General features: G+C 74.2%; 21 protein-coding genes and 1 pseudogene. 9 read left to right on the top strand and 13 right to left on the bottom strand.

Annotated elements, in window-relative coordinates:
* Window positions 1–125 precede the first annotated feature (125 nt).
* Both ACFVU3_RS11700 and ACFVU3_RS11695 read right to left on the bottom strand, forming a co-directional pair.
* On the bottom strand, window positions 126–953 hold the full coding sequence (locus ACFVU3_RS11700; RefSeq protein WP_390065690.1) for an ABC transporter permease: 828 nt from the start codon (window positions 951–953) through the stop codon (window positions 126–128).
* Window positions 950–1,984: an ATP-binding cassette domain-containing protein gene (locus ACFVU3_RS11695; protein ID WP_390065689.1), complete on the bottom strand. Its 1,035-nt coding sequence runs from the start codon at window positions 1,982–1,984 to the stop codon at window positions 950–952. The genes ACFVU3_RS11700 and ACFVU3_RS11695 overlap by 4 nt, the downstream gene beginning before the upstream one ends.
* Window positions 1,985–2,151: 167 nt before the next feature.
* Between ACFVU3_RS11695 and ACFVU3_RS11690 the strand changes: the two genes are divergently transcribed.
* Together ACFVU3_RS11690 and ACFVU3_RS11685 are read left to right on the top strand one after the other, a co-directional pair.
* The gene (locus ACFVU3_RS11690; protein WP_390065688.1) at window positions 2,152–2,790 is read left to right on the top strand and encodes a PadR family transcriptional regulator; all 639 of its coding nucleotides are present in this window, start codon (window positions 2,152–2,154) and stop codon (window positions 2,788–2,790) included.
* Window positions 2,791–2,884: 94 nt separating this feature from the next.
* Window positions 2,885–3,802, top strand: coding sequence for a DUF6891 domain-containing protein (locus ACFVU3_RS11685; RefSeq protein WP_390065687.1), 918 nt, complete (start codon window positions 2,885–2,887; stop codon window positions 3,800–3,802).
* Window positions 3,803–4,191: 389 nt separating this feature from the next.
* Here the strand turns inward: ACFVU3_RS11685 and ACFVU3_RS11680 are convergent, their stop codons facing one another.
* On the bottom strand, window positions 4,192–4,635 hold the full coding sequence (locus ACFVU3_RS11680) for a hypothetical protein (RefSeq protein WP_390065686.1): 444 nt from the start codon (window positions 4,633–4,635) through the stop codon (window positions 4,192–4,194).
* A gap of 170 nt (window positions 4,636–4,805) precedes the next feature.
* Here ACFVU3_RS11680 and ACFVU3_RS11675 point away from each other — a divergent pair, with 170 nt between their 5' ends.
* Window positions 4,806–5,150 carry a hypothetical protein gene (locus ACFVU3_RS11675; protein WP_390065685.1) on the top strand — a complete coding sequence of 115 codons (345 nt, stop codon included), beginning with the start codon at window positions 4,806–4,808 and terminating at the stop codon, window positions 5,148–5,150.
* An 84-nt stretch (window positions 5,151–5,234) separates the two neighbouring features.
* On the opposite strand, the gene ACFVU3_RS11670 is transcribed toward ACFVU3_RS11675, so the two are convergent.
* From ACFVU3_RS11670 to ACFVU3_RS11640, 7 genes are all read right to left on the bottom strand, one after another.
* Window positions 5,235–5,777, bottom strand: a complete 543-nt coding sequence (locus tag ACFVU3_RS11670; RefSeq protein WP_390065684.1) for a DUF3291 domain-containing protein — start codon at window positions 5,775–5,777, stop codon at window positions 5,235–5,237.
* A 32-nt stretch (window positions 5,778–5,809) separates the two neighbouring features.
* Window positions 5,810–6,553 carry a helix-turn-helix transcriptional regulator gene (locus ACFVU3_RS11665; protein ID WP_390065683.1) on the bottom strand — a complete coding sequence of 248 codons (744 nt, stop codon included), beginning with the start codon at window positions 6,551–6,553 and terminating at the stop codon, window positions 5,810–5,812.
* A 620-nt stretch (window positions 6,554–7,173) separates the two neighbouring features.
* Window positions 7,174–7,704, bottom strand: coding sequence for a hypothetical protein (locus tag ACFVU3_RS11660; RefSeq protein WP_390065682.1), 531 nt, complete (start codon window positions 7,702–7,704; stop codon window positions 7,174–7,176).
* Window positions 7,705–7,755: 51 nt separating this feature from the next.
* Window positions 7,756–8,367 (bottom strand): hypothetical protein, encoded by a 612-nt coding sequence (locus ACFVU3_RS11655; RefSeq protein WP_390065681.1) that lies wholly within the window; start codon window positions 8,365–8,367, stop codon window positions 7,756–7,758.
* Window positions 8,364–8,762: an ASCH domain-containing protein gene (locus tag ACFVU3_RS11650; protein ID WP_390065680.1), complete on the bottom strand. Its 399-nt coding sequence runs from the start codon at window positions 8,760–8,762 to the stop codon at window positions 8,364–8,366. Before ACFVU3_RS11650 ends, ACFVU3_RS11655 begins: the two co-directional genes overlap by 4 nt.
* Window positions 8,763–8,820: 58 nt before the next feature.
* Window positions 8,821–9,546 carry a DUF4241 domain-containing protein gene (locus ACFVU3_RS11645; RefSeq protein WP_390065679.1) on the bottom strand — a complete coding sequence of 242 codons (726 nt, stop codon included), beginning with the start codon at window positions 9,544–9,546 and terminating at the stop codon, window positions 8,821–8,823.
* A 64-nt stretch (window positions 9,547–9,610) separates the two neighbouring features.
* On the bottom strand, window positions 9,611–10,534 hold the full coding sequence (locus ACFVU3_RS11640; RefSeq protein WP_390065678.1) for a phosphotransferase family protein: 924 nt from the start codon (window positions 10,532–10,534) through the stop codon (window positions 9,611–9,613).
* Between the two features lie 260 nt (window positions 10,535–10,794).
* Between ACFVU3_RS11640 and ACFVU3_RS11635 the strand changes: the two genes are divergently transcribed.
* From ACFVU3_RS11635 to ACFVU3_RS11625, 3 genes are all read left to right on the top strand, one after another.
* Window positions 10,795–12,048 (top strand): alpha/beta hydrolase family protein, encoded by a 1,254-nt coding sequence (locus ACFVU3_RS11635; RefSeq protein ID WP_390065677.1) that lies wholly within the window; start codon window positions 10,795–10,797, stop codon window positions 12,046–12,048.
* Between the two features lie 182 nt (window positions 12,049–12,230).
* Window positions 12,231–13,259 (top strand): hypothetical protein, encoded by a 1,029-nt coding sequence (locus ACFVU3_RS11630; RefSeq protein WP_390065676.1) that lies wholly within the window; start codon window positions 12,231–12,233, stop codon window positions 13,257–13,259.
* Between the two features lie 249 nt (window positions 13,260–13,508).
* Window positions 13,509–14,036, top strand: coding sequence for an RICIN domain-containing protein (locus tag ACFVU3_RS11625; protein WP_390065675.1), 528 nt, complete (start codon window positions 13,509–13,511; stop codon window positions 14,034–14,036).
* 173 nt (window positions 14,037–14,209) lie between these two features.
* On the opposite strand, the gene ACFVU3_RS11620 is transcribed toward ACFVU3_RS11625, so the two are convergent.
* Window positions 14,210–14,539, bottom strand: a complete 330-nt coding sequence (locus ACFVU3_RS11620; protein WP_390065674.1) for a hypothetical protein — start codon at window positions 14,537–14,539, stop codon at window positions 14,210–14,212.
* A 299-nt stretch (window positions 14,540–14,838) separates the two neighbouring features.
* Between ACFVU3_RS11620 and ACFVU3_RS11615 the strand changes: the two genes are divergently transcribed.
* From ACFVU3_RS11615 to ACFVU3_RS11605, 3 genes and pseudogenes are all read left to right on the top strand, one after another.
* The gene (locus ACFVU3_RS11615) at window positions 14,839–15,237 is read left to right on the top strand and encodes a DUF3052 domain-containing protein (protein WP_390065673.1); all 399 of its coding nucleotides are present in this window, start codon (window positions 14,839–14,841) and stop codon (window positions 15,235–15,237) included.
* A gap of 308 nt (window positions 15,238–15,545) precedes the next feature.
* Window positions 15,546–15,839, top strand: a complete 294-nt coding sequence (locus tag ACFVU3_RS11610) for a hypothetical protein (protein WP_390065672.1) — start codon at window positions 15,546–15,548, stop codon at window positions 15,837–15,839.
* A gap of 119 nt (window positions 15,840–15,958) precedes the next feature.
* Window positions 15,959–16,315 (top strand): annotated as a pseudogene (locus ACFVU3_RS11605) (SAM-dependent methyltransferase); the annotation flags it as partial.
* A 37-nt stretch (window positions 16,316–16,352) separates the two neighbouring features.
* Here the strand turns inward: ACFVU3_RS11605 and ACFVU3_RS11600 are convergent.
* The gene (locus tag ACFVU3_RS11600) at window positions 16,353–17,117 is read right to left on the bottom strand and encodes an SDR family oxidoreductase (protein WP_390065751.1); all 765 of its coding nucleotides are present in this window, start codon (window positions 17,115–17,117) and stop codon (window positions 16,353–16,355) included.
* A 20-nt stretch (window positions 17,118–17,137) separates the two neighbouring features.
* Complete coding sequence (locus ACFVU3_RS11595; RefSeq protein ID WP_390065671.1) at window positions 17,138–20,746, bottom strand: hypothetical protein; 3,609 nt, start codon at window positions 20,744–20,746, stop codon at window positions 17,138–17,140.
* Between the last annotated feature and the right edge of the window lie 21 nt (window positions 20,747–20,767).

Below are 20,767 nucleotides of genomic sequence, written 5' to 3'. Positions count from 1 at the left end.
CGAACCCCCGGCCCCCGACCCGGAGCCCGGAGCCCGGGGCCCGCAGACCGCAGACCGCAGACCGCAGACCGCAGACCGCAGACCGCAGACCGCAGACCCGAACCGCGGCGGCGGTCCGTCGGCCGTCAGCGGCTCAGGTCCCGGAAACGCTTCACCGCCAGCGGGAAGAAGACCGCCACGAGGGCCACCGGCCAGGCCACCGCGAGGAGTTCCGCGTGGGTGGCGGCCCAGGAGCCGCCTTCCGCGCCGGGGTTGCCGAACAGGCCGCGCACCGCGGTGGCCGTCGCCGACATCGGGTTCCACTCCACGACCGCGCCCAGCCAGGACGGCATCGACTCCGGCGAGGCGATGGCGTTGGACAGGAAGCCGACCGGCCAGACCAGGATCTGCACGGCCTGCACCAGTTCCGGCTTGCCGGCGACCATGGCGAGGTGGATGCCGATCCACAGCATCGCGAAGCGCAGCAGCAACAGCAGCCCCACCGCGCCCAGGAAGGGGACGAACCCCTCGTGCCAGCGCCAGCCGATCGCGTAGCCGACGGCGATCATCACGGCCAGGCCGACCACCGACTGCAGCATGTCGGCGACGCTCCGGCCGACCAGGACCGCGCCGGAGTTCATGGGCATCGAGCGGAACCGGTCGATGACCCCCTTGCCGAGGTCCTGGGTGACCGACAGCATCGTCGCCTCGAGACCGAAGGCCATGGTCATGGTGAGCATGCCCGGTACGAGGTAGGACTTGAAGTCCCCGTCGACGCCCTGTCCGCCGCCGATCAGGTAGCCGAACATCAGCAGCATCATCACCGGGAAGACCAGCCCGACGACGACCTGCACGGGCTGGCGCGCCCAGTGGGCCAGCTCGCGCCGGGTCATCGTCCAGGAGTCGGCCGCCGCCCAGCTCAGCCTCGACCGTGTGCCGTGCGCGGTGCCCGCGCCGTGTGCCGCCACGCTCATGCGGCACCCCCCTTCGCCAGGTCATTCGTCAGGTCATTCGTCGCGCCGGACGCCGGGCGGCTCGTCGAGTCGAGCGGCAGGCCGCTCGTCGCACCGGACCGCAGGTCGCTCGTCAGGTGCATGAAGACCTCGTCGAGCGTCGGCCGGCGGACCGCGATGTCCTCCGCCTCGATGCCGGCCGCCTCCAGCGCCCGCACGGTCCCGGTCAGCGCGGCCATCCGGTCGCTCACCGCGGCGCTGACGAGCCGCCGGTCCTCGTCCACCACGGCCTCTCCGGGCAGGAGGGCGGCCGCGCGCGCCAGCTGGGCCGCGTCGCGCAGGACCACGTCGATGCGGTCACCGCCGGTCCTGGTCTTCAGCTCGTCCGCCGTGCCCTCCGCGATGACCTTCCCGTGGTCGATCACCGCGATCTGGTCGGCCAGCTGGTCGGCCTCCTCCAGGTACTGCGTGGTGAGCAGGACGGTCGTGCCGCCGCCCACCAGGGAGCGCACCGCGTTCCACACCTCCGTGCGCCCGCGGGGGTCGAGTCCGGTCGTGGGCTCGTCCAGGAAGAGCACGTCCGGCCGGGAGATGAGCGACGCCGCCAGGTCGAGCCGCCGCCGCATGCCGCCGCTGTACCGCTTGACGGCCTTGCTTCCGGTGTCCGCGAGCCCGAACCGCTCCAGGAGCTCGTCGGCCCGCGTGCCGGCGCGGCGGTTGCCGAGGTGATGGAGGCGGCCGAACATCTCCAGGTTCTGGCGGCCGCTGAGCTCCTCGTCGACGGCGGCGTTCTGACCGAGCAGCCCGATCCGGGCGCGCACCTCGTCGGCCCGGGTCCGCACGTCGATGCCCGCCACCTCGACGCGTCCCTCCTCGGGGCGCAGCAGCGTGGACATGATGCGTACGGCCGTGGTCTTGCCGGCGCCGTTGGGGCCGAGGATCCCCTGGACGGTTCCGGCCCGGACGGTGAGATCGAGGCCGTCGAGGGCCTGCTTGTTCCCGTACCTCTTCCGTAGTCCTTCGACGACGATCGCCAGATCGCTGTCAGACAAAGCACCCTCCCGCACAGCCAGTGATCAAACTTGACTAGACCTTCACGGTACGACGCCTTCGCTCGACTAGTCAAACTTGATTACGCTGCGGGGCCGCGGGAGTCGCTCCTGGTAGTCAAACTTGTACAGTGGCAGCGACGAGAATCGCCTAGACGATGGAGACGCGCATGTCAGCGATCCGGCTGCTGATCCTCGGCGCGGTCCGCCAGCACGGCCGGGCCCACGGGTACCAGGTCCGCAACGACCTGGAGTTCTGGGGTGCCCACGAGTGGTCCAACGCCAAGCCGGGCTCGATCTACCACGCGCTCAAGCAGATGGCGAAACAGGGACTGCTCCTCGCCCACGAGGTCGCACCGAGCACCGCCGGCGGCCCGCCCCGTGTCGAGTACGAGATCAACGACAAGGGCACCGAGGAGTACTTCACGCTCCTGCGCGAGGCCCTGAGCTCGCACGAACAGAAGGCCGACGTGCTCTCGGCCGGCATCGGCTTCATCGTCGACCTGCCGCGGGACGAGGCCGTCGCGCTCCTCAGGGAGAGGATCGCCGGGCTCGAACGGTGGCGGGCCTCGGTGACCGAGTACTACACGCCGGAGGACGGGCCCGCGCAGCTCGGGCACATCGGCGAGATCATGAACATGTGGCTGCACTCGGCCGACGCGGGCGCGGAGTGGACCCGGGGCCTGATCGAACGGATCGAGGGAGGCGCGTACACCTTCGCCGGCGAGGGCGAGCCCTTCGTGGGCGTCCTCGCGGAGGACGACCCGAACCCGTACGCCACGGGCCCGCACCCTCAGGACGACCGCTAGGTACCGTCGTCGGACCTTGGCCGAGACCACCCAGGACCAGGGCCGGCCGGGTCCCGGGAGGTCCGCGGTCAGAGGGGTGTGCCAGAGTCTGCGCATGCTCGAGATCGTGGTGAAGACAGAGAACCAGGAGCGGTACGTCCGCGCGTCCGCCGAGGAGCTGGCCGGGTTGGTCCGGCGCATCGGTGGTCGCGGTGACCGGTTCCTGGTGGTCCAGCGGATACCCGACCTGCCTGACGGCTTCGCCCAGGTCTGGCACGAGGCCGGTGGTGACTACACGCTGGAGTACCGCGACGGTTCCGCCGACCGGCATTTCCAGGCGATGGCCGACGGACCCGAGGCCGTGATCGCGGCGATGACCGGCTGGGCCCGCCAGGAGGCCGGCTGGGACGGCGGTCTGGCCTGGTCGCTGCTGGACATGGGCCCCGCCCGCGAGGTGCCGCCGCTCGACCTCGACGAAGACGAGCACCAGGAGCTGGAGAAGCGCGTCCGCGAAGTGCTGGTCGGCGGCTACGCCTCCCGCACCGAACTGGCCGAGCTCGCCGAGGAGTACCTGGTCACCAAGGATCGCCGGCCCGTCTCGCGCGAGCAGGCGGCGGCGCTGGCCGACCGGATGTGGCTGGAGCGGGTCGCGGAACAAGCCGCATGGCAGGGCGAGACCGACCCCGAGCGGCTCACTCGCGCGTTCACCGCCCTGCAGGAGGCCGGTATCACCTCCCGCGAGAACTTCGCCTGTTGCCGGAGCTGCGGCCAGTCCGAGATCGGCGGTGAAGGCGAGCCCGACGCCCGCGGCTTCGTCTATTTCCACACCCAGTGCGTGGACGCCGCCGCGGCCGGCCACGGACTGACCCTCCTCTACGGCGGGTTCGACGACTCGTCCGAGACCACTGCGGCCATCGGCCACGAGGTCGTGGCCGCCCTCGAAGCAGCCGGCCTCCACGCCGAGTGGGACCGCGACCCCGGCAGGGCCATCACCGTCACCCCCCTGGACTGGTGCCGCCGTCTGGTCGGTTAGGGACCGGCGTCAAGGATCACATCCACATGAGGAGTGAGGCGAGGGCGACGGCTGTCTGACAGCACTCGGCCGTCTCGTCGTATCGCGTCGCGATGCCGCGCCACCGCTTCAGCCGGTCGAAGCGTCGTTCGCCGACGCGCGCCGGCCCGATCCGGGGACGCCCCACGCCCGACCGGGGCACCCGGATCGCGTTGAGCAGGGTGGTGAACCGGGTGCAGTCGAGGAACGGGACCGCAGCACCCGCTACAGCTACGAGTCGTACTCCAACAGAGCCGGGTGGGCTACCGCATGGACGCCCGCGGTCGCTCCCGGATCACCATGTGAAACAGCGTCTTCGGCCGTCCCTCTCGGATTCGGCCGGGCTCATCGGCTCCGGACGTACCGTGCCGTCAGCCCCGGAAGTCCCGGGCCGTCAGGTCGATCGTGATCGCGTTGCCGAGGTTGTTGAAGAACCGGGCGGTCGCCCCGTGGAGCTCCACCCTCTCGAACGGGTTGGAGTCGGCCATCGACACCACCCACACGAGCCGCCTGTCGGCGTCCAGCCGCGCGATGAAGCCCTCCGAGCCGTGCGCGCCGTCGCCGCCGCAGACATAGCCGGAGCCGGCACCGGAGCCCTCCGGCAGCCGCGCGAAGCAGCCGCGGTGGATGTCGTACGGGGTCGTCCCCCCGGGGTCGTCGCGGAGCAGCTCCTCCAGGTCGAGCGGACCTCCCAGGCGGAAGCGTGACAGGGCCGCGGAATCGACGTCGACCTCGCGGGCGGAGCCGTCCGCCCGGTACAGCCCGTCCCGGTCCGGCACTTCGCCTCTCGCCCACAGCTCCCCGATACGACTCATACCCTCACGCGCCCTTCGTCCGTGACGTCATTCCGGTCCGGGCCGGAGCCTGCCGCCCTCGGCCCCGGAGTCGCCGCCCTGATTGAACGTGTTCAATAATGAGGCCCGGCAGGGCCGCCCCTCCCACGGGGCGCGGGCCCTCCGACCCCTCGACACCGGCAAGGAAACAGATGCACCCCTCCCCCACCGGCCGCACGGTCCGCCTCGGCCGGGTCCTCGCGGTCGGCTACACCGGCCTCGTCGCGACGGCCGGACTCGCCCGCGCCCTCGCGGGAACCCGGCCCGGCGGTTTCCTCGACCTCCTGCACCTGTCGACCTTCCCGGGGTCGGTACTGGTGACCGTCGGCGCGCTCTACCCCCTCGCCCTCCTCGCCCCGGACTCCGACCCGGATCCCGACGCCACGGGCAACCCGTTCGCCTCCGCCGCGCTCGTCACCGCCGGCGCGGCCGTGAACGTGCTGCTGGTCCACGGCGCCGTACGGCTGGCCCGCGCGGTGCGTCGCGGCGGGCGCTGACACCTCGGCCGGGAGGACCGCCGCGCCGACGGGCGGGCGATGCGGGCGAGGGCGTGGGTGCCGACGGCGACCGCGACCGGGGCCCTACCGGGCCCGGCCCGGCGCCACGGACCCGGGCCGCCGCACCGCGGCCTCGTCCGCGCTGTAGGACGAGGCGAAGGTGAACGCGCGTGGCGACGGCCCGTGCGCCCGCAGCTCCGCCAGCCGCTCCAGGGCCTCGCCGACGGTGGGGCGGTGGCCGGCGGGGACCCACCAGAGCACCAGGTGCGCCTCGACGTGCCGCGCGAACCACTCACGCCGCCGCCGCATCACCTCCAGGTGCCCGCTGCGGTAGGTGAAGTCCCACAGCGCCTCCTGGGTCTCCCAGACGGTGAGGTTGACGATGACGTCCTCGCCCGCCGGACGCAGGGCCGTGGCGTCGTCCGTCCCTTCCCCCACGAGCCGCCACACGAAGCCGGGCGTGCCGTCGGCGGCGGCGTTCACCGGGTCCAGCATCTCGACGAACGGCGCGACGCGCGGGTCGTCGAGGGGATACCGGAGCGTCGCCACGTTGAGCTGGGCGAGGTGGTGGGCGGCGTGCGGGGCGGGCGCGGCCTGTGCGGCACGTACGGGTGGGGTCGTCGTCATGACGTCATATCAGCACGTCCCCGTTTTCTATGTCAACGTAGATTGTTTTTAGAAGCTTCGACCACGACGCAGCACTCCCCCGGCCGGGGGTCCATACGGGCCCGGACGGGACCGCCGGCGCCGAGCAGCCCTTCCAGCAGGGCGAGGTTCATGCCGCAGACGAGCGGCGGGAAGCGTTCGGCGACGGCGTGGAAGGGGCAGTTGCGCATCCGGACGACGGCCGCGGCCTCGTCCGGCCCGCCTCCGCTCCCCCGAACGTCCGCGGCACCGTCGCCCACTTCGACGGCTTCGACGGCTTCGACGGCTTCGGCGGCTTCGAGGTGCGGTTCGTAGCCGCGGGCGGCGAGCACGGCCATGGCCTCCTCCAGGCCGGCGCAGGGCTCGTCCGCACCGCGCAGGGCCTCACCCCGGCGGCGCGCGGCCGCGTTGAGCGTGGCATCGAGGCCGGCCTGCTCGGCCGCCTCGGCGAGCAGCTCGGCGGCCGTGCGGTAGTCCCGCCCGGGCAGGGACACCGCATGCTCGGTCCGCGCCCGCGTGTACACCTTGGCGGGCCGGCCCGCGCCCGGTCCGGTACGTCCCGTGAGGCGGCGGCTGCCGCTCTCCAGCAGCCCGGCGCCGGTCAGCCTGTCCAGATGGTGCGCGGCCAGCGTGCGCGCCACCCCGGCCGCCTCGGCGGCCTCGTTCCGGCCGACCTCACGTCCCTGGGCCACCACGTACTCGTAGAGGCGGCGGCGCACCGGATCCTGCAACACCGCGATCGCGTCGATGTCCTTCATCCGGACATTCTAGTGACAATCGAGGTTGCCTATAGAAGGTCGGCGCCCACCCGGCCGTCCCGTCTCCGCAGGCCCCGGCCGTGTCAGGGGCCGACGGGCTCAGCCGGTCCAGTCGGGCCGTCTCTCCCAGGGAGGCAGGTCCTCCTGGCGACAGCCGCACCGGCACCACAGCTCCTGGCAAGGGTCCGGCAGATGGCTCGGGTGACGGCACAAGAGGCACGGACCCGCCGGAACCGGGGCGCTCTCGACGGGCTTCTCCAGGTCGACCGGCCGCACGGCCCGATGGAAGACACGTTGCTCGGGCACGACGGGCGGCTCGGGAGGGCGCCGCGACGCGCGGTACGCCGCGTCGGCTTCACGCCACCTCGCCCTCCGCGCCCGCCGCCGACGTCTGGCCGCGGCGAACGCGATCACCCCGCTCACACCCAGCACGCACCCGAGGACCACCGCGACGTCCATGCCCCGCCCCCTCCACGTCTCCGGACCGACCTTGCCACCGACAGCCGCCGTTTCACACCGCGTTCGAGCCTGCCGGCCGGTGAGCTCGAAGGGGGCCGGGTGTGACGTCCTCGTGGCGGTGGCCTGGGTGGGCACAGCATCGGTGCGGGAGGGTGACCCCTTCAGAAGGGCTCGGCCGGGGGCGGGATGCGCGTGAGGAGGTCCCGGGCCAGGTGGTTCAGCTGGGCGGTGGTCGCTTCCGGGGGGCGCGGGGGGCCGCCGTCGCCCCCGCAGAACGACACCGCGTCGATCAGCGGGTTCAGCTCCTCGCAGCGCCCGTACGCCTCCGCCACCTGGGAGAAGATGAGGGCGATGCCCTCCGCCGGGTCGAGCCAGCCACCGACGATCTCCGACGCCCACCAGCGGGCGAGCGCCAGGCGGCCTTCCCAGTAGTCCTCGGGCGGGTGGTGGCCGAAGCCCAGCTCGTCCATCACACGGTCGAAGAGCTCCGGAGCCAGATCGCGCTCGCACCGGTTCAGCGCGGCGAGGTGCAGCAGGGAGGGTGTGTCGAGGCCGGCGCACAGAGCACGCAGAGCGGCCTCGGCCAGATCGGCGGGTTCGGTGTGCCGCCCGTCGACCCAGGCGTGGGCGATCTCCCTCAGTTCCCGCACCGCTTCGGCCCGCGTCGCAGGTGCTTTCTCCCCCATGGGCATGGACGCATGCTGCCACGTCCCGCCGCCCACCGAACCGCCATGGCGCCGGGCTCATCTCGCGCCGGACGGCGGACGATGGCCGGCGCGGCCGGCTCGTACCGGCAGACCCGCCGTGGCGCGCCAGTGGTCCGCGTCGTGGGGCTCGGCCGGCCGGCGGGCGAGACGTGCGGCTCCGGCGCGGAAGGCGTCGAGCAGCGGAACGTCCTCACCGACGACGATTCTGACCGCGTCGACGTCGTGCGTGGCGTGGTCGGACGCGCACCAGCAGGCCACGTTCACCGCCGTGTCGACGGCGAGCCGGCCCTGATCCGTCCACACCACGTGCAGCGGGAACTCCAGGTGGTCACCCCGGTCGCCGGGCACGACGACCGTCCGTCCGAGGACGATCGGCGTGCCCGTGCCCGTGCGCGCAGCGGGGAAGGCGGCGTGCTCCGGGAACCATTCCCAGGCCGCCGCCTCCTGGCCCCCGTCGGCCGCGTCGACGGTGCGGGCAGCCCGGTTCCAGGTGTCCACGTCCGCAGGGGACAGGGAGGCGGAAGGGAAGAGGGCGGTGAGGGGGACGGCGTCGGCACCGCCTCGGAAGCCAGTCGCGGGGGCACGGGGCGGCCCGTCGGCGCCGTCCGGTGCCGAGGCGGGCGGGACGGCGCCGTCCTTCTGCCTCATGGGCGTGCGACGACCCGGAAGCTCAGGCACACCAGGGGCGTGTCCTCGTCGACCGGGGTGCCGATGCCCTCCCAGAAGCGGCTGTGCCCGGCGCGCCACTCCTCCAGCGAGCGGTCGCCCTCGCCTTCGGCGGCGGCGTGCTCCCAGGTGACGCCGGCGAACGGGGCGATCTCGACACCGGTGATCTCGATCGTCGCGACGCGGGTCCCGTCGTCCCCGAGGAGCGCCAGGCGCTCGCCCCGGAACTCCAGGCCCTCGGTCTCCTCCACGTACTCGGCCAGCAGACCAGTGGTGGCCCTCTTCCGCCCGGCGAGCACCAGCGCGTTCAGCGAGGCGCGCATCTCACCGGGTGTGCCCAGTTCCATCGCCCGCATGCCGTCCACCCGTGGCCACATGGTTCCACCGTCCTTCTCGGGCTCCTGCCCGTTCGTCGTTCCTTCCGCCCGCCGGCGGTCAGGCTTTCGCGCCGGCCATGCCGCTGGTGACGACGATCACGGAGACGTCGCCGGTCCCGGTGCGGCCCAGCCAGACGACGCCGCCGGACTCGGCGGCGAAGGTGACGAGATCGGCCCGGCGCGCCTCGTCGCTCACGCGCTCGCCCTCGTGGGAGAGGCGTTCCGTGTCGCGTGGCACCGGGCTGCCGTCCACGTACGTGCGGAACGGTGCGGACAGCGTCGTCCACGCGCCCGCGTCGGCGAAGCAGACGACGTTCGCGCCGGCGGCGACCCGGGGTCTCTCGCCCGGCTGAAGCCGGGCGATGTCGTCGGCGACGCCCAGGCCCGCCTCCCAGCCGGCCACGGGCTCGTCGCTGACGCGCAGGCGTGTCGCGGCGCACTCGACGCCGTCGAAGCGCCTGCCGAGGAACGCGTACGGACCGGCCGTCCACGCGACCTCCACCGGGTAGGTGCCCGGGGGGATGCCCACCGCGAGTTCCCGCGGGGGCCTCGTCGGCAGCCCGCACTCGTACATCCGGGCATCGTCGTCGTCCCATGGCGCGTCGACGACGATGCGGCCGCTGGGGACGCGCAAGGTGGCCACCTCGGCGACCCCCGTCACGACGACGGGCGTCGACGGGTCGTCGTACACCGTCCCCAGTCGGGCGCCGGGCGTGAAGGCCGCCTCCAGGTACCACGCGGCCTCGGCGTCGGCCGCCAGCCGGGGATCGCCGACCCATGTCACGTTCTGTTCTCCTTGTCGCCCGGTCCGCGGCTCCGCGGCTCCGTCACCTTCTGCCGGACCTGTGTCAGCCCGTGCCGAACCACGCCTCGGCGAGCGAGTGCAGCGTCCCTTCGGCGGGCGCGTGCAGTTCCCTCATGTACCAGGGGAGGTTGCTGTACACGTGCAGCAGCGTGTACGCGAGCAGTTCGGGCGGTGCGAAGCTGTGGCCGTACGCCTGGGCGAGGCGGGCCAGCAGGGCCGGATCGCCCCCGGTGACGAACAGGCCGACGCCCACGAAGTCGTACGCGCGGTCGCCGATCATGGCCGGTTCGAAGTCGAAGAGGCCGGTCAGCCGCCACCCTTCAGGCTCGACCAGGAAGTGCTGCCGCATGACCTCGGTGTGCAGGAGGGAGCGGTGCGGGTCCCGCGGGAGCGGGACGGAGGCCAGGAAGTCCGGGATCTGCTCCAGCCAGGAGTCCGGCAGCCCGCGCTCGCGCTGCCGTTCCACGGCGTCGGCACACCGGCGGTCCAGGAACGCGCCCCAGTCGCCGGGGCCGAGGACGTCCCCGAGGGGGTCGGGGTCGAGGGAGTGGAGCACCGCCAGGGTCTCGCCGATCTCGGTGACGATCCGTTCGCGGTCGCTCCTCGGCACGCGGTCCCAGGCGGCGGCCAGGTTCTCGCCGCGGAGCCGGGACATCAGGACGTACCGCCAGCCGTTCTCGTACGGGCCGGAGTCCCGTACCCGCGGGGTCGGCACCGGCAGCCGTCCCTGGACGTGGGAGAGGACGCGGCCCTCCGCGACGCCGTCCTGCGCGGCGGCTCCCGGGAACAGCTTGAGGACGTGGTCGTCGCCCACCGCGTAGACGGGCTGCGATCCGTCCGTGAAACGGGTCAGCGGTCGATCGGCGAGGCCGAGGCGCGCGCAGAGGTCCTCCGCGCCGGGGCGCATCACCGACTCGTCGGGGACGACGGCGTCCCACTCTTCATCCGTTTCCACCGGTGGCAGCATGATCGCGAAGGTAGGCCACCGACTGCCGGGCCGGCAAAGGAGATTCGCGGACCTCGCGCGCCGCGGTGCTCTCGGGCGTCACGGCGTCCTCGGGCGTTCCGCGGCGCTCATCGCGCTTCGGCGGGTCCTTGAGTGGCCCCGGCGCGGCCCCGGCCGGTCACCGGAGGAGGCCGGTGTCAGCCCCGGGTCGTACGGTCCTCGCGGGGGTTGCGACCGTGGGAGGACGCGGGTCCCGGGAGCGGGGCCGTAGCGTCCTCGGCATGAACAAGATGATCCGGGCGGCTGCCACCGCCCTGCTCGCCTGCGCGGTCGCGTTACCGGCCGCGACCACCGCCACGGCCGCTCCGGCCGCCACCACCACGCCGGCCGATCGGACCGTCGCCGTCCTTCCGGCCGCTCCCGACGCCGGGCGCGCCGCCACGAGCGCCCCGGACCGGCCGGCCGAACGCCTGAAGGTTCCGGCCCCCACCGGGCCGTACGGGGTGGGGAGTTCCGTCCTCCACCTCGTGGACCGCTCCCGTACCGACCCCTGGGTGCCCGAGGCCGACGGCCGGGAACTGATGGTCACCCTGCACTACCCCGCCGCCCGTCCCGGGAACGGCCGCCCCGCGCCGGGCCGTCCGGCGACGTATGCCACCACGGAGGAGGCCCGACTGCTCCTCAAGGCCGTGTCGGTCGACGACCCGGCGCTGATCCGGGGCGTGGCGCGGGCCCGTACGCACAGCACGGTCGACGCACGGCCCGCCCCCGGACGGCACCCGCTGGTGGTGCTCTCCCCCGGCTTCGGCATGGCCCGGTACACGCTCACCAGCCTCGCCGTGGACCTCGCCTCCCGTGGCTACGTCGTCGCCTCGCTCGACCACGCCTACGAGTCGTCCGGTACGTCGGTTCCCGGCGGGCGCACCCTGACCTGCGTGGCGTGCACGGTGATGGAGGACAGCGGCTGGACCAAGGGCGCGCTCGTGACCGGGACCCGCGCCGCCGACACCCGCTTCGTACTGGACCGGCTGACCGGGCCCCGCTCCGCGTGGCGGTACGCGTCCTCCATCGACCGGAGCCGGATCGGCATGGCCGGCCACTCGGTCGGCGGCGCGAGCGCCGTCAGCGCCATGGCCTCCGACCGGCGGATCGACGCCGGGGTGAACATGGACGGCACGTTCTGGGACACGCTGCCCGCCGACGGGCTCGGCGACCGGCCGTTCCTGCTGCTGGGCACCGACGACTACCACCGGCCGGGCGGCGAGGACGCCTCCTGGGACACGACCTGGGCGGGTCTGAGCGGTGAGAAGCACTGGCTGACCGTCGCCGGCGCCGACCACCTCGGCTTCTCCGACGCGCCCGTCCTCTTCGACCACTTCGGCCTCCCTCACGGCGACCTCCCGACCGAACGCGCGGTGTCCGTGACCCGCGCGTACGTCGCCGCCTTCTTCGACGAGCACCTGCGGGACCAGGACCAGCCGCTCCTCGACGGACCGGACCCGGCCCACCCTGAGGTGCGGTTCCACCGCCCCTGAGACACCTGCGAGCGCTCGACCGCGGGGGCGGTCCCGGTCCGCCGGGCCCGCCCCCGCGGCGTACGACGACGGGATCCACCCCCGCGGCGACTCCGCCCCACGGGTTTCTCTCATCCCTGAAAGGGGATCAGACTCCTTGCTCATCAGAGCAGTTGGAATGTCCGAGGGGCAGGGGGCGCGACATGGGGAGTGGCGTGGATCTGGCGGCCGCGGCGGTGGACCTGGTGGCACAGGCGGGGAACACGGCGGTCGCCGCGGCCGGGGGCGCGGTCGGCGGCATGGTCGTCGAACTGGTGCGCAGCCGGCTCGGCGGTGTCGACCAGGGACCGGAGGCGCTGGCCGCTGTCGAGCAGGCGCCGGACGACCCGGACGCCCGCGCGCGGCTGCGCCAGAAGCTGACGGACGTCCTGACCGAGGACCCGGCGTTCGCCGCGTACCTGGCGAGCCTGCTGGCCCCGCCCAAGCCGGCCCAGCCGCCCCACAACGTCGGCAGCATCCACATCGACCGCAGCTCGCGGGCCCGCGGCACCTTCGTCGTCGGCGACCAGGCGATCACGAAGATCCGCAAGGGCAGCCCTTCGGCGCTCGCCGCCCTCGTCGCGGTGGTCGCCGTGCTGGCCCTGGCCCTCTACGGGCTCGCCGGCCTCATCGGCGGCGACGACGACGGTGACGGCGGCCCCTTGTGGTCCGGCTCCGGCCCGAAGGTCACCGTGCTCAAGGACCCGGAGCTCGTCAAGGCCGTCGCGCCCGATCTGCACAGCATGCCGACGGGCTGGACGAGCCGGCGCGAGCCGTCCGTCGACACGGGCGACGCGGCCTGCGAGATCCTGGCCGACTGCGAAGAGGTCCTGAGCATCGCCCAGTCGTCCTTCAGGGACCAGTACGACCAGTCCGCGTACTTCGCGGTGATCGCCTGCACGTCGGCCGACGCCGCGGAACGCGTGTACGCCGGCGTCACCAAGGAGGCGCGCGACAACAGCGGGGCCAAGCCCCTGTCCGTCCCGGCCCTCGGCCAGGAGTCGTCGGCCTTCGAACACTCCAAGGGAGAGGGCCAGGCGTTCGCCCGGGTCGGCACCACCGTCGTCCTGGTGGCCGAGCGGGGCAGCAACGACGACTACGAGGTCGAGACGCTGGAGCAGCTGGTCCGGATGGCGGCGGCCCGCGCCCAGGAGGCCCAGGAGGGCCGGACGCCCAGCGCGACGGTGGGCTGAGGTGCGTTCCGTGAGCGGGCCTCGCCGGACGCGGGCTCGCTCCCTGCTCGCCCGGCCTTCCGCTCCGGGACCCACCGACTCCGCAACGGCCGCCTCGGCGCCGATCGCTGTGGCGACACGCCGCGCGCCGTCTCGCCGTCGGGTGCGGTGCGGTGATCTAATCCCCGCACCAAGATCTACGGGGGGCGTGTTTCTTGGAGACGTCATCGGCCTGCGCCGCGCGCCCCCGCACGATGCACGGAACGGGGCATGATGAGACAGATACGACGGCGGCTCCTCGCCGGACTCGCCTTGGCGTTCACCTTCACGGTCGGCACGGCGGTCACGCCGGCCTCGGCGTCGGACTCTCCGAGGGTCACCAACCTCCACAGCGGCCTGTGCCTGGAGATCAGCGGGGAGTCGAAGGCCAACGGCGCCCGCGCCACCCAGTGGGGATGCAACGACAAGGTGCACCAGAGCTGGCACTTCGACCAGGAGTTCCCCGCCGGTCTCTGGCGGCTGGTCAACAACAACTCGGGCAAGTGCCTGGAGATCGCCGACTGGCGCCAGGACGACGGCGCGCCGGCGCGGCAGTGGGACTGCACCGGTGGCGACAACCAGCTGTGGTACGCGATCGACTACGACGACGACGGGACGAGCGCCGAGGCTCTCGTCAACGTCCACAGCGGCAAGTGCCTGGAGCTCGGCGGCTGGAGCACCGCGTGGGGCGCCGGCGTGAGCCAGTGGGGTTGCCACAGGGGAGGCAACCAGCTCTGGGCCGGCGTCCCGCGCTGGTAGGAGACCTCCTGGGGGCGGCCGGGTGAGAACGCCCCCGGCCGCTCGCGCGACCGCCCCGTACCCGCGGTCGTCCCCGCGGGCACGGGGCGGGTGTCCGCCCGGCCCGTGAGACGCCTCTCGACCTCCGGACGGGCCGGGCCGACCGGTCGCCGTCACCACCCGGACAGGCCGGATCAGCCGGTCGCGGGGACCAGGGTCCGACGGGCCCAGCCCGCCGCGCCGCCCAGCAGCGCGCCGACGAGCCATCCCGCGAGGAGCCACTCCGTCAGGGGTCCGCCGTCGCCGCCCGTGACGGTCGCGGTCGCGTAGTACGCCGCGTGGGCCGCGGGAAGCGCCAGCGCTCCGGTCAGCGCTCCCGCGGCCGGGGAACCGCTCAGCCATGCCAGGCCGACGACGAGTCCGGCGAAGGCCCAGCCCGTGGACATGGCCAGGGCCGGAATCTGCCCGAAGGCGGTCCACAGGAACACGGCGACCGGCGTGTCCGGGACAGAGCCCTGCGACACGGTCGCGACGGTCAATCCTGCTACGGCCCCGGACCCCAGGCCCGCTGCGAGGCCCCCCACCAGCATCTTCATGCCGGAAGAGTAAGCGGAACCACCTGTTCTGTCATGTCCAGGACTTCGGCGGGGTGCCCGCTCCCCCACGAGCCGGCGGGCTTCGGTCGCGACCTCGGCGGTCGACGAGGGTGGCGCCGCGCCCCGTACCCCCGGATCCGGGCGATCTGGGCCCGGACGGGCGGGCCGCCTGTTTGGCTGTTCCTCGGACGCACTCGGGGTGCGTGCGTCCGAAGGAGGCGGTGCGGATGGCGGCGGTCCACGCGGAGCGGATGGACCTGCGGGCCGGGCAGGTCGTACGGGAGATCGGGTGGGACGACGACACCGACCCGGCGATCCGGGACGATGTCCGGCAGGCCACGGGCTCCGCGCTGCTGGACGGGGACGTCGAGGTCACGGCGGATGTCGTCCTGTACTGGTGGCGCAACGGCGACGGCGATCTCGCGAGCGAACTGCTCCACGACGTCGGGGCGCTCTCCGACGGCGGCACGATCTGGGTGCTGACTCCGAAGGCCGGACGTCCCGGCCACTGTCCCGCCGAGGACGTCACCGAGGCCGCCGCCGACGCGGGCCGACGCCATACGACCACGGTCGGTCTCGGCGCCTGGGACGGACACCGGATCGAGGCTCGGCCTTCCGGCCCGTAGAAGCCGTGGCCACCTTCCGGTCGCGCATGCCGATCGCACCTCCGCCTCGTCCGTGGGGTCGGCGCGCCTGCGCCGCCGGCCGCCCCGCCCTCACCGCGCCGTCACCACCGCGAGGGAGGGGGCGGGACGGCTCGGGACGGTCCCCCGTCGAACAGAAAGCGCACCGGGGTCTGTCGGTACAGCCCCCACCGCACCCTGACTCCCCGAGCCGGTGCGGGAGTTCGTCGCACGGTGCGATCACCTGATCACCCGTGGCTAGGCTCGGCGTCCAGCCGCGGCAGCGCGGCACACCGAGACAGGGGCAACTCATGGCCATCATCGTCAGTTTCGACTTTCCCGGCGCCGGACAGGAGCTGTACGACTCCGTCATCGAGCGGGTGACCCAGGGGCAGGGCTTCACGCGGTTCGCGGACCTGCCCAACACCGGTCTCCTCTCGCACGCGGCGGGTCCGGTCGACGGCGGGTTCCGGGTGACCGAGATCTGGGAGAGCGCGGAGGCCCTGGAACACCACGCGCGGACCTTCGGCCCGATCCTGGCGGACCTCGGCCACGGCGACATCCAGCCCACGATCTTCCCGGCCCACAACGTCGTGCTCCGATAGGGGCGTTCACGGCCCGCCGGGCATCCTGCCGCCGCCCCGGACCCTGCCGTCCGGGGCGGCGCCGTCTCTCCGGACGCGCGTGGGCGACGAGCCGCCCGGGGCAGTGGACCGCCCGCACCGTCATCACCTGTGTCGCCACCGTGCACCACCTGCCCTTCGCCGAGGCCCTCACGGTCTTCCGCCGGCACCTGGCCCCCTGAGGCACCCTGGTGGTCGTCGGCCTGTGGCGCGCGCGGACCGCCGGGGACCATCTCCTCGGCGCGCTCGCCGTTCCCCTGAACGCGGCCACGGGCCGGCTGAGGAACAGGGGCCGCCGGGCACCCCGGCCGGCCTCGATGACGGCGCTGACCCGGCCGGCGGAGATGACCTTCTCCGACCTCGCCGGGCAGGCCCGGAGCGTCCTGCCGGGCGTTCGGCTCCGGCGACGGCTGTTCTGGCGGTACACACTCGTCTGGCGTCACGCCGGGCACCCGTGAGCCGGCCGCGAGAGCGCCGCGGCGGCCGTCCCGGCGGTCAGGTGGCGAAGCCGCCGTTGCTCTTCAGCAACTGGCCGTTGATCCACTGGCCTTCGGGCGAGCAGAGGAAGTCCACCAGGTGCGCGGTGTCCTGCGGGGTGCCCAGCCGGCCCTGCGGGGTGTGGCGCAGGACGTGCTCGCGGACGGTGTCGTCCATCCAGCCGGTGTCCACCGGGCCGGGGTTGACGACGTTGGCCGTGATGCCGAGGTGGCCGAGCTCCTGGGCGGCGGCGAGGGTGATGCGGTCCAGGGCGCCCTTGCTGGCCCCGTAGGGGAGGTTGCCGACGGTGTGGTCGCTGGTGAGGCTGACGATCCGCCCCGTGCCCGGGGTCCCCCGGAAGCGGCGTCCGTGCTCGCGGATCAGCAGCCAGGTGGCGCGGGTGTTCACGGCGAAGTGACGGTCGAAGCTTTCGAGCGTCGTGTCGAGGAGGCCGGAGTCGACCGACTCGCAGTGGCACATCACCAGGGCGGTCACGCCGCCGAGCCGCTCCTCGACCTCGTCGAAGACGCGTTCCGGGGTGCTGGGGTCGGCGAGGTCCGCTTCCACGGCCGCCGTACGGGCGCCCCGCTCCTCCAGGGCCCGGGTCATGGTGGCCGCCGCGTCCGACTCCGCGCCCCAGGGCATGCGGGCGTCGTAGGGCGACCAGTACGTGAAGGCGACGTCCCATCCCGCCCGGGCCAGCCGGTCGGCCACGCCCACGCCGATGCTGACGGAGCGGCCGACGCCGGTCACCAGCGCCACGGGTCGTCGGGTCTCCGGCATGGATGGCTCGTCCGCGATCGTCACGGCGCCATCCTTGGATCGCGAGGCGTTTCGCGCAACAGGGTTTCCGCGGGGCGCACTTCGGCCAGCAGCGCCTCCACCGTCACGTCCGGGTCCCCTTCGGGCGCCAGGCCGGTGAGGTGCTCGGCGACGCGGTGCCAGGCCGCCGGGTCCGTGCCCAGGCGGGAGCGGACGAGGTCGGCCAGGGCGGTGCGGGCCTGCTCGGCCTGGGGCGGTGCGTCGGTACGGCGGGCGGCGGCGTTCAGATAGGCGAGGATCCGGGCCGCCGGGGTCGCGAGGCGCAGGAGGTCCTGGGCGTCGAGGAGGCCGGCGGTGAGCAGGCCGTCCAGCTGGGTGGTCGGCGCGCGGTGGAAGAGCCCGCCGAGGCCGTGCCGGGCCCGTTCGCGGGTGAGGCGCGGACTGCCGGGGATGCCGTCGGGGCCCGGTTCGCCGAGCAGCGCCGCGTGGCGGAACCGTACGTCCTCGGGGACGCCGTCCATGCTGACGATGTCCTTCCAGTGCGGAAGCGGTTCCTCGGCGTGAACCGCTTCGAGGGTGCGCCAGTCCACGGCTTCGCCGGGCGGGAGGGAGGCGACGAGGTCGCGTGCGTGGGGGGCGTGACGCGCGCGGCGGAGCTTCCGGACGAGTTTCTCCGGGGCCAGTTCGCGGTCGAGCCGGGCGCGGAGGACGGCGGCGGGGTCGGCGGACGCGAGGGCCTTCGCGCAGAGGGCGGTGGCGGTGCGGCCCAGGACGTCCCGGCCCGCGAGCCGTGCCAGCCGGTCGGTGCCGCCGTGCTCGTACAGCCGCAGGCATCCGAGCAGTTGGTGGCCGAGGCCGAGCCGGGAGCCCTCTCGGCCGAGCAGTTCCTCCACGAGGTCGGGTTCGGCGGAGCACAGCCACGCCAGACCGCCGGGCGGCCGTGCGGTGCCCTCCGTGCGCCAGGCCGCCAGGACCAGGGCGCCGAGGGACGGGCGTTCCGTGGCGGGGCGTGACCTGGTCACGATCCGGTGGACGGTGGGCCGGGGCGTCCAGTGGCGGAGCAGGGCGAGATCGACCTCGGGGTCGTCGAGGTCCGCGAGGCGCTCCACCGCGCCGCTCCGCTCCATCCAGCGGGACTGGGCGGCGAGGACGCGGAGCGCGTCGGGGTCGCGGTCCGCGAGCAGCCGGTCGAGGGCGGCGCGGGGGGTGCGGTCGTGGCGCAGGAGGTACGCGGCGAGCAGCCACGGCCCGTCGGGGCCGAGCCGGGGCAGGACGGCCTCGACGACCTCGGGGTCCGCGAGGCAGAGCAGGGTGCCCTCCGGCCAGCCCCACAGGTGGTCGCCGCGCTCCAGGAGGCCGATCGCCTCGTCGGGGGTGCCCGGCCTGGTCCGGCCGAGGGGCGCCGCGCCCGGGTGCGCCGCCGGAGCCGAACCGGACCCTGCGCGGTCCAGCAGCTCCGCCCAGGTCAGTCCCTCGGAGGCGGCTTCGGACGCCCTCGCGGTCGCGGCGAGGCGCAGCCACGCGTCGGGGTCGGTGCCGAGTGCGGTGCGCAGGGTGCGGGCGAGCGCGGTCCGCCAGGCGGTGGCGAAAGCGAGCCGCTGCCAGTCGTGGGGCAGCAGGAGCAGGCGCCGGGCGGGGAGGAGGGTGAGGAGTTCCTCCGCGGACAGCACTCCCTGTACGTAGGCGTGTTCGATGTGCTGCGCGCCGGAGCCGTACGTCTCGGGGAGTCGCGCGCGGACCTGCGCGAGGGTCGGCGCCTCGTACGCGGGGCCGTTCTCGGAGGCGGGGACGCCGTGGGCGGCGCAGGCGGCGGCGAACCAGTGCGGGGTGGCGAGTCCGGGCGCGGTGGCGCGTTCGTAGGCGGTCAGCGCGTGCAGGACCTCGGGGTCACGGGGGCGGGGCGCCCCGGCGGGGGCGACGGCGTACAGCAGGTCGAGCGCGGCCAGGGCGTGCACCCGCTGGTACCGGTGAAGGAGCCGCCGGGTCGGCGGTTCCGTGGCCGACGGGTCGGGCCCGGTGGCGGTCGCCTCGGCGGCGCGGCCGGGTTCCGTGGCGCCTTCGGCCGCCGGCGCGGGGTCCGCGCCGGTCCCGTCCGGGGTCTTGCCCGCCTCGGCGATCAGCTCCGCCACGGTTCCGTCGTGTCCGGGCAGCAGCGTGTCGAGCGCGGTCCAGGCCGGCGCGCGCTCTCCCAGGTGTGCCCGCGTCGCGTCGGCGAGTACGGCGCGTGCCGTCGGGCCCAGGAGGTCGCGTCGGGCGAGGCGGGCGAGGGCGGACAGGGCGTGGACCGCGGGGCGTGCGGTGCCGATCAGGTCGGCCGGGTCGAGGAGGCCGGCCGCCGCCATGCCTTCCGCCCAGTCGGCGGCTCTGTCGTCGAGCCGCTCCCGCGCGAGGCGCCGGGCGGGCGGGGTGGAGTTCCCGGTGCGGCGGCCTCCGGGTCGCCACGACTCGTTGAGGACGCTCAGGCGGAAGGCGCGGCGCTGCTCCTCGGTCGCCGCCTCGTGGCGGGCCAGCTCCTCGCACGCCTTGGGCATGAACGGGGTGGCGGCGTGGGCGGCGGCGAGGGCGTCGATGTCGTGGGCGTACGGCTCGGAGAGCAGGTCGCGCAGGGTGCTGGTGCCGCGCGCGGTGGCGAGCAGGGCGGGGAGCCGGGCCGGGTCCTCGTACGGTTCGCCCTGGGCGCGCAGCCGGTGCCGTCCCTCTCCGTCCGGGGCGTCGAGGGCCTCGGTGAACGCCTTCACGACGGCCGGGCTCGGCCGGCCGGTGGAGGCGGGGGCGTCGAGGACGGCGCGCACGGCGTCCGGGCCGGTCCGGTCCCAGATCCTGAGGAGGGCGTACTCCTGGGCGACCTGGCGGACGCCCCAGCGCAGGGCCGGCAGGACGAGCCGCGGGTCGCCGGAGCCGAGGAGCGGGACGAGCCAGGTGCGGGGGACGTCGCCGTGCGGCGCCGTGAGCTCGGCACGCAGGGTGTCGTCGAGCGGGACGGTGTCGAGCCGGTCCGCGACGGTGCGGCGCAGGGACGGGGTGGTGCGGGGGTTGCGGTAGACGGCGGCGGTGACGCGGGGGTCGCCGAGCTCGACCAGCAGGGCGAGGGTCCGGGTGTCGAGCCGGGGGTGGCGGGCCAGGGCCGCGCGGGTGCGGGTGTCGCCGTGGTCGACGACGGCGGTGACAAGAACGGGCGGCGGGAGGGTCCCGCCGGCCAGCAGCTCCGTGGTGACCCGCTCGGGCAGGGCGGCGAGCGCGGCGGCGGCGTGCCGCGGCTCGGCGTGGGCGAGGAGCAGACCGAGCGTGCGGTGGACGCTGCGCGGCGCCGGCGTGCGGAGCCCGTCGTCGGGCACCGGCGGGGCGGGTGGGACGGTGAGCAGCTCGGGCAGCGCGCCGCGGTGGGTGACGAGGGCGTCGTGGAGGGCGCGCCAGCGGTCCGTGTCCGCCGCCAGGTGCCGCCGGGTCAGTTCTCGGAGGAGTACGGCCGCTTCGGCGTCGGCTCCTCCGGCGGCCTCGACCTCGGCCGCCACCGAGCGCGCGGGGCGGGACCGCAGCACCGCCCGGAGTGCGGTGTCGCGCGGTGGGCCCGCCGCGTCCGCCTCGGTCCGGCCCGCCCCGATCACCTCGCGCAGCAGTCGCTCTGCCGCCCCCGCCTGCGTGTCCGTCATGGCCGCCATGCTAGACACGGC

This window comes from Streptomyces sp. NPDC058052, assembly GCF_042885515.1.
In the GTDB taxonomy this organism is placed as follows: domain Bacteria; phylum Actinomycetota; class Actinomycetes; order Streptomycetales; family Streptomycetaceae; genus Streptomyces.
The sequence above is the reverse complement of the archived record's forward strand: the minus strand, read 5'-3'. Positions and strand labels throughout refer to the sequence as shown.

What these genes read in the sequence shown, in the direction of transcription:
- ACFVU3_RS11615 (WP_390065673.1), top strand. Translation starts at nt 14,839, where the DNA reads ATGGCGGCGGTCCACGCGGAGCGGATGGACCTGCGGGCCGGGCAGGTC.
- ACFVU3_RS11630 (WP_390065676.1), top strand. Translation starts at nt 12,231, where the DNA reads ATGGGGAGTGGCGTGGATCTGGCGGCCGCGGCGGTGGACCTGGTGGCA.
- ACFVU3_RS11650 (WP_390065680.1), bottom strand. Translation starts at nt 8,762, where the DNA reads ATGTGGCCACGGGTGGACGGCATGCGGGCGATGGAACTGGGCACACCC.
- ACFVU3_RS11685 (WP_390065687.1), top strand. Translation starts at nt 2,885, where the DNA reads ATGCTCGAGATCGTGGTGAAGACAGAGAACCAGGAGCGGTACGTCCGC.
- ACFVU3_RS11665 (WP_390065683.1), bottom strand. Translation starts at nt 6,553, where the DNA reads ATGAAGGACATCGACGCGATCGCGGTGTTGCAGGATCCGGTGCGCCGC.
- ACFVU3_RS11635 (WP_390065677.1), top strand. Translation starts at nt 10,795, where the DNA reads ATGAACAAGATGATCCGGGCGGCTGCCACCGCCCTGCTCGCCTGCGCG.
- ACFVU3_RS11690 (WP_390065688.1), top strand. Translation starts at nt 2,152, where the DNA reads ATGTCAGCGATCCGGCTGCTGATCCTCGGCGCGGTCCGCCAGCACGGC.
- ACFVU3_RS11660 (WP_390065682.1), bottom strand. Translation starts at nt 7,704, where the DNA reads ATGCCCATGGGGGAGAAAGCACCTGCGACGCGGGCCGAAGCGGTGCGG.
- ACFVU3_RS11670 (WP_390065684.1), bottom strand. Translation starts at nt 5,777, where the DNA reads ATGACGACGACCCCACCCGTACGTGCCGCACAGGCCGCGCCCGCCCCG.
- ACFVU3_RS11700 (WP_390065690.1), bottom strand. Translation starts at nt 953, where the DNA reads ATGAGCGTGGCGGCACACGGCGCGGGCACCGCGCACGGCACACGGTCG.
- ACFVU3_RS11640 (WP_390065678.1), bottom strand. Translation starts at nt 10,534, where the DNA reads ATGCTGCCACCGGTGGAAACGGATGAAGAGTGGGACGCCGTCGTCCCC.
- ACFVU3_RS11610 (WP_390065672.1), top strand. Translation starts at nt 15,546, where the DNA reads ATGGCCATCATCGTCAGTTTCGACTTTCCCGGCGCCGGACAGGAGCTG.
- ACFVU3_RS11595 (WP_390065671.1), bottom strand. Translation starts at nt 20,746, where the DNA reads ATGACGGACACGCAGGCGGGGGCGGCAGAGCGACTGCTGCGCGAGGTG.
- ACFVU3_RS11655 (WP_390065681.1), bottom strand. Translation starts at nt 8,367, where the DNA reads ATGAGGCAGAAGGACGGCGCCGTCCCGCCCGCCTCGGCACCGGACGGC.
- ACFVU3_RS11680 (WP_390065686.1), bottom strand. Translation starts at nt 4,635, where the DNA reads ATGAGTCGTATCGGGGAGCTGTGGGCGAGAGGCGAAGTGCCGGACCGG.
- ACFVU3_RS11625 (WP_390065675.1), top strand. Translation starts at nt 13,509, where the DNA reads ATGATGAGACAGATACGACGGCGGCTCCTCGCCGGACTCGCCTTGGCG.
- ACFVU3_RS11600 (WP_390065751.1), bottom strand. Translation starts at nt 17,117, where the DNA reads ATGCCGGAGACCCGACGACCCGTGGCGCTGGTGACCGGCGTCGGCCGC.
- ACFVU3_RS11675 (WP_390065685.1), top strand. Translation starts at nt 4,806, where the DNA reads ATGCACCCCTCCCCCACCGGCCGCACGGTCCGCCTCGGCCGGGTCCTC.